The 6,100-nt window shown below is 70.2% G+C and carries 8 protein-coding genes; 1 reads left to right on the top strand and 7 read right to left on the bottom strand.

Annotation, left to right across the window (positions count from 1 at the left end; genetic code table 11):
- The 5 genes from E6J59_14895 to tatA form a co-directional block, all read right to left on the bottom strand.
- Positions 1–812, bottom strand: an 812-nt coding sequence (locus tag E6J59_14895) for a transaldolase (GenBank protein ID TMB18269.1), incomplete at its 3' end; no start/stop codon positions are given.
- Positions 809–1,492, bottom strand: coding sequence for an HAD family hydrolase (locus E6J59_14890; GenBank protein ID TMB18268.1), 684 nt, complete (start codon positions 1,490–1,492; stop codon positions 809–811). The genes E6J59_14895 and E6J59_14890, both read right to left, overlap by 4 nt.
- A 1-nt stretch (position 1,493) precedes the next feature.
- Positions 1,494–2,252, bottom strand: a complete 759-nt coding sequence (gene pgl / locus E6J59_14885) for a 6-phosphogluconolactonase (protein ID TMB18267.1) — start codon at positions 2,250–2,252, stop codon at positions 1,494–1,496.
- Between the two features lie 2 nt (positions 2,253–2,254).
- Positions 2,255–2,953, bottom strand: a complete 699-nt coding sequence (rpiA, locus tag E6J59_14880; GenBank protein ID TMB18266.1) for a ribose-5-phosphate isomerase RpiA — start codon at positions 2,951–2,953, stop codon at positions 2,255–2,257.
- 129 nt (positions 2,954–3,082) lie between these two features.
- Positions 3,083–3,280, bottom strand: a complete 198-nt coding sequence (gene tatA / locus E6J59_14875; GenBank protein TMB18265.1) for a twin-arginine translocase TatA/TatE family subunit — start codon at positions 3,278–3,280, stop codon at positions 3,083–3,085.
- A 35-nt stretch (positions 3,281–3,315) separates the two neighbouring features.
- Here tatA and E6J59_14870 point away from each other — a divergent pair, with 35 nt between their 5' ends.
- Positions 3,316–4,032: a DUF4010 domain-containing protein gene (locus tag E6J59_14870; GenBank protein TMB18264.1), complete on the top strand. Its 717-nt coding sequence runs from the start codon at positions 3,316–3,318 to the stop codon at positions 4,030–4,032.
- A 19-nt stretch (positions 4,033–4,051) separates the two neighbouring features.
- Here the strand turns inward: E6J59_14870 and E6J59_14865 are convergent, their stop codons facing one another.
- Complete coding sequence (locus E6J59_14865) at positions 4,052–5,701, bottom strand: alpha-D-glucose phosphate-specific phosphoglucomutase (GenBank protein TMB18263.1); 1,650 nt, start codon at positions 5,699–5,701, stop codon at positions 4,052–4,054.
- Between the two features lie 23 nt (positions 5,702–5,724).
- Positions 5,725–6,087, bottom strand: a complete 363-nt coding sequence (locus E6J59_14860; protein TMB18262.1) for a hypothetical protein — start codon at positions 6,085–6,087, stop codon at positions 5,725–5,727.
- Between the last annotated feature and the right edge of the window lie 13 nt (positions 6,088–6,100).

Here is a 6,100-nt window from a genome sequence, read left to right as displayed (position 1 = left end):
AGCACGTCCGACGCCTTCGGGTCCTTCGTGCCGGTGCTTGCCCACAGGAGGCGTTGCGAGCGGGCGCCGACGTTCAGCAGGCGGAGCCAGCGGTCGGACGCGAGGAGGTCGCGGTACGCCTTGTACGTCCGCCGCGCCATCGCAATGCCGAGGCGGCCATTTAGCTCGGTCGGTACCCTGTTCGTGACCGCGCTGTCCCATCGGCTGACGAAGATCGACGCCACCGAGCCCACGTGCGGGTTGAGCCCGGCCGCGACGCGTCGCTCGATGCCCCGGATGTACGCCTGCGCCGCGGCGACGTACTGCTCGCGCGAGAAGAGGAGGGTCACGTTCACCGGCACGCCGGCGAAGATCGCCTCCTCGATGGCCGGGATGCCCTCCGCCGTGCCGGGGATCTTGATGAAGAGGTTCGGGCGCCCGGCGCGCCCGTGCAGGTCCCTCGCGGCGGCGACGGTGCTCGCCGCGTCGTACGCGAGGGTGGGGGAGACCTCGAGCGAGACCCAGCCGTCGACACCGTTCGTCCTCTCGTGGATCGGCCGGAAGAGATCGGCGGCGCGGGTCAGGTCCTCGAGGGCGAGCTCGAAGAAGAGGTCCTCCCCGGAGCGCCCCGCCGCGGTCCTCTCGCGGATGGCGGCGTCGTAGTCGTGGCTGTTCTTGATCGCGTGGTCGAAGATCGTCGGGTTCGAGGTGAGTCCCGTGACCGACAGCTCCTCGATGTACCGTGCAAGTGTCCCTCCAGTGAGGAGCGAGCGCGTGATGTTGTCGAGCCAGAGGCTCTGGCCCGCGTCGTGTAGTTGTTGGGTCGCTTTCATCGGGTCCCCTTCTGCCGCGCGGCGTCCAGCAGCGCCGGCATGTCGTAGGTCGTGAGGTCGCCGATCCGATCGATGGTCACGTCCGGCGCCGGATGGCGTGCGACGTCGGGCGCATGCGCGTAGTGCCCCTGGCGCGGGAAGACGGTCGTCAGCCGATCGCCCCAGCGCTCCTTGACGGCGGCCAGGATCCGGACCTTGTCGTCCACGAGCACGTAGTGGGCCGCGGGATGGCGGCGCTCGACGTCGTCGAGCTCCCGCTCCTTGTGGATGTAGATGAGGACGCGGCCCTCGACCGCCTCGAACAGACCCGAGCGCTGCACCTTGAGCGGCTGGAAGACCACGTCGCCGTCCGAGAGGATGACGGTCGGGCCGAAGGCGCGGACGTGCTCGAGCGCGTCGAGGGAGCCCGGGAAGAGCCGGTTCGCGAAGGGATAGTTCACGAGGTAGGACGAGACCGCGAGCAGGTGCGGCTCGCGCGGATGCCTCACGCGGTAGCGCTGGAGGGCTCCGAGGTAGTCCGCGTACCCGAGCTCTCGGCGGAGCTCCTCGAAGATCTCCCAGTACTGCTCCTGCCGCCCGGCACCCACCTCCTTGGCCAGGTAGCGTTTCAGGTCCGCGGCGACCCGGTCGTTGTCGAGGAGCGTGTTGTCGACGTCGAAGAGAAAGACCACGCGCTCCATGTCAGCGCTCCTCCAACTCAGCGGCAGCCTCGGCATCGACGAGCCAGCGGAGGCGACCGTGGTGCGGAGCCACGACCTGTGCCGGGAGCGCGTCGGGACGGACGGGACCGTCGAGGACGCGGTGGAGCATCGCCGCCTTGTCCGCACCGCTCACGAGGAAGACGACCTCGGCGGCGGCGTTCAGCACGACCGGCGTCAGCGTGATGCGCCACATCGCGACCTCCTCGACATACTCCCCCACGACCCAGCGCTCCGCCTCGCGCACCGCGTGCAGCCCCGGGAAGAGGGAGGCGGTGTGCCCGTTGTCCCCCATGCCGAGCAGCACCAGGTCGAAGCGCGCGCCGGGCACGGGACGCGGGGGACCGACCGGCGTCGCGAAGAGGGTGCGGAGCGTCCGCTCGTAGTCGGCCGCAGCGATCACCGGAGGCTCTTCGCCCCGGATGCGATGCACCTGCGAGGGAGGAATCGGAACGTGATCTAGGAGCGCCTCCCTCGCCATCCGGTAGTTGCTCACCTCCATGTCCGGTGGCACCGCGCGCTCGTCGCCCCAGCACACGTGGATGCGACCCCAGTCGACGGACGACGCGAAGCGCTCCGTAGCCAGGAGCCCAAACAGCGCGCGCGGGGTCGAGCCGCCCGAGAGCGCGGTCACGAAGCGGCCGTGCGCGCCGATCGCCGCCCGTGCGGCCGCGACGAATGCCGCGGCGCCCGCCTCCGTGAGCGCGCGCCGGTCTGCGACGACTTCGACCGGGTGGCGCATCATCACCTCTCCGCCTGCAGCACGTCCACGCGGCCGTCCGGATATCCGACGAGGACGCGCTCCGCCGTCCCGAGGAACAGGCCCGTGTCGACGACGCCCGGGATCGCGCGGAGGTCGGCCTCCAGCGCGCGCGCCGCGCGCGCGTCGGCGAGCGGCGTGGGGAGGCCACAGTCGATCGCGAGGTTGCCGTTGTCGGAGAGGAACGGCCGCGCGTCAGCGAGCCGAACAACCGGTTCGAGCCCGAGCGCGCGGACCCGACGGAGGACCGGCCGGCACGCGAACGGCACCACCTCGATCGGGATCCGGCCGCGCGTCCCCAGCCGGCCGACGAGCTTGTCGTGTCCCACCACGATCACCTGCCGGCGCGACGCCGCCGCGACGATCCGCTCGCGCACCAGGGCGCCGCCGAAGCCCTTCACGAGGTCGAGGTTCGGGGCGACCTCGTCGGCCCCGTCGACCGTGAGCGCGAGCTCCTCCTCCTCGTCGTCGAGCGCGCCGAGCGGGATGCCGAGGCGCCGCGCCAGCGTCGCCGTCGCCTCGGAGGTCGGTACGCCGACGACCCGGAGGCCGCTCCGTACGCGGTCGGCGAGACGAGCGAGGAACACGGCGGCGGCGTGGCCCGTGCCGAGACCGATGTGCATCCCGTCCGCGACCAGCTCGAGCGCCGATGTGGCGGCGCTCTCCAGGTCGGGATCCCTCATCCACGCCTCGCCGGGCGCGTGGGCACGCCGTTCCAGAGGCGGAAGCCGCCGGGGAACGCGTTGTCGTTGATCACCTTCACCGGCCGGCCGAAGGCGCGGCGGAAGTCGAAGCCCACGAGAGTCCGACCGTCAGGGTTCTCGCCTGGTTTTCGACGGGTCGTTGCTCTCACGCCCCTTCTCGATCTCGGGCGGCTCGTGCAGCCCCTTCCTGAGCGCCTGCAAACCCTTGCCGAGGTGGCTCATCATCTCGGGCAGGCGACCGGGGCCGAAGACCACCAGGACGATCACCAGCACGACGAGCAGTTCGCCGAAGCCCATGCCGAACATGTGGGCATCATAGGCGCGCCGCTCTCTCTCGCACAATCCGAGGGGGGAGGCGTGCCCCCTTCCCGCGAGGAGCAGCGCAGAAGCTCGTGCGGCCGGGCGAGAGCGTCCTCGTCACCGCCCTTCTCGGGGGCGCCTACTCGAGCACCGCCACCACGCTCGTGCTCGCCCGCCGTTCGCGCGAGCAGCCGAACGTCCCAATGTATGCGGGCGCGACCGTGCTTGCATCGGCCATGATGTACGTGCGCCTCACCGTGCTCGTGCTGCTCTTCGCGCCGCCCCTCGGCGTTGCGTTGGTCCCCCGCCTGCTCGGGCTCGCTGCCGGGGCGGGCGCCGCCGGCGGGCTCGCCCTCTACCTCGGCAGCCGCGCCCGCAATGAGGGGTCGCGGGCGGAGGGCGAGGCGCTCCGTCACCCTCTCGAGATCGGCTCAGCGCTCCTCTTCGCCGTGGTCTTCCTGATCCTCTCCATCCTCACGCGCTGGGTGGCGACGCACCTCGGCGCCGCCGGGGTCCGCGTCCTCGCGGCGGTCGTTGGCGCGGCGGACATCGACCCCTTCGTGCTCAGCCTCGCGAGCGGCGCGTCCGGCGCCATCTCTTCCGACGTCCCTGTCAGCGCCATCCTGATCGCGGCAGCGAGCAACGACGTCGCGAAGGCCGGCTACGCCCTGATGTTCGGCGACCGCCGGGTGGGTCGCGTTGCGTGTCTTGCGCTGGTCGTGCTCGCCGGGGTGACGGCCGCGCTCGCCTTCCGCTGAAGGGCACGTGTACATCACCTCATCCTTGGCCTGCCAGCGCATCGGCCACGATATGCTGAGCTTCGGCGACGATGGCTTCCAGGTGAGACTGACTTCTGAAGCTCTCTGCGTATACCTTGTAGATGTCTTCGGTCCCGGAGGGCCGAGCCGCGAACCAGCCGTCGGTCGTCACCACCTTCAAGCCGCCGATCGATGCTCCGTTCGCCGGGGCGCGGGTCAGCGTGGCCACGATCCGCTCGCCTGCCAGCCGGGTCACCTTGACGGCCTCGGGCGACAGCTTCTGCAGCACGTCCTTCTGCTCGGGCGTGGCCGGCGCATCGATACGGGTGTAGTACGGTGTCCCGAACTCGGCCGTCAGCTCATGGTAATGGACGCCCGGGTCCTTGCCGGTTCGCGCGGTGATCTCCGCCGCCAGCAGGGCCATGACGAGCCCGTCCTTGTCGGTCGTCCAGACGGTGCCGTCCGTGCGGAGAAAGCTGGCTCCGGCGCTCTCTTCGCCGCCAAAGCAGATCGACCCGTCGAACAGGCCCGGGGCGAACCACTTGAAGCCCACCGGCATCTCGGCCATCCGGCGGCCGGCATGGTGGACCACCCGGTCGATCATGCTGCTGCTGACCAGCGTCTTGCCGACCGCGGCTCGCACCGGCCAATCGGGGCGGCTCGTGAGCAGGTAGTGGATCGCCACCGCCAGGAAGTGGTTGGGGTTCATCAGCCCCGCCGACGGGGTGACGATGCCATGCCGGTCCGCGTCGGGGTCGGTGCCGAACGCCACCTGATACCGATGCCTGAGCTTGACCAGGCCGGCCATGGCGTACGGGCTCGAGCAATCCATCCGGATCTTGCCGTCGTGGTCCAACGTCATGAAGCCGAACGTCGGGTCGATCGAGGAATTCACGACCGTGATGTCCACGCCGTAGAGCGTCTCGATCGGTCCCCAGTAGTGCACCGCCGCGCCGCCCAGCGGGTCCGCGCCCAGCTTCAAGCCCGCCGCGCGGATGGAACCCATGTCGATGATGCTGCCGAGGTCCCGGACGTATGGCAGGACGAGGTCCTCTTCATGGGTCGTCGCGGCCTTCAGGGCCGCTGCCAAGGGCACACGCTTCACGCCGGCATTGCCGGCCCGGAGGAGCTGGTTGGCGCGGTCCTGGACCCAGCCGGTGACGTCGGTGTCGGCCGGGCCGCCGTTGGGCGGATTGTACTTGAAGCCGCCGTCTTCCGGCGGGTTGTGTGACGGGGTGATGACGATGCCGTCCGCGAGGTGTTCCGTGCGCCCGCGGTTGTGGACCAGGATCGCGTGCGAGACCACCGGTGTCGGAGTGACGCCGTCCCCCCGCTGAATGATCGTCTCGACGCCGTTGGCGGCCAGCACCTCCAGGGCCGTGCGCTGGGCCACGGCCGACAGCGCGTGCGTGTCCTTTCCCATGTAGAGCGGGCCGTCGATGCCCTGACTGCGGCGGTAATCGCAGATGGCCTGGGCGATGGCCAGGATGTGGCCCTCGGTCAGGGTACCGTCGAACGACGTACCCCGGTGCCCGCTGGTGCCGAAGCGGACGAGCTGACGGGGGTCGTTCGGGTCGGGCTTGCGCTCGTAGTACTCCCGCTCGAGTCGAGCTACGTCGATCAACATGCGGGAGGGGGCGGGTTTGCCTGCGAGCGGGTGGAGTGCCATGACCGTGCTCCCTTTCGAGGTCGTCATGATCGTTCAGCGCTCTTGTCAACGCCTTCCCGTCCGGCCTCGACCGACTTCCAGCTCCACCCGCCATCGCCGGCAAGCTCGAGGACGGCGTCATAGTCGCCGAGGCCGTCGCCGCCGTCCCCGAGAGTCAGATACGTGATCGATCGCTCCCAGAGCAGGCCGAGGATGCGCTCGGCCTGTTCGGGCCCGAGGGCCGTGTGCGGTCGCTCCAGGAAGGCGAAGCGAGGGGCGGCGAGGACCACACGGGCGACGGAGAGAAGCTGCTGCTCGCCAAGCGAGAGAACGTCGTCCCAGTCCCGCTCGACGTCGAGACCTCCCGTGCGCTCCAGCACGGGCTCCAGGCCGAGGACGTGCAGCAAGGGCGCGATCTGC

The sequence above is a fragment of the Deltaproteobacteria bacterium genome (assembly GCA_005879795.1).
GTDB lineage: Bacteria > Desulfobacterota > Binatia > DP-6 > DP-6 > DP-6.
The sequence above is the reverse complement of the archived record's forward strand: the minus strand, read 5'-3'. Positions and strand labels throughout refer to the sequence as shown.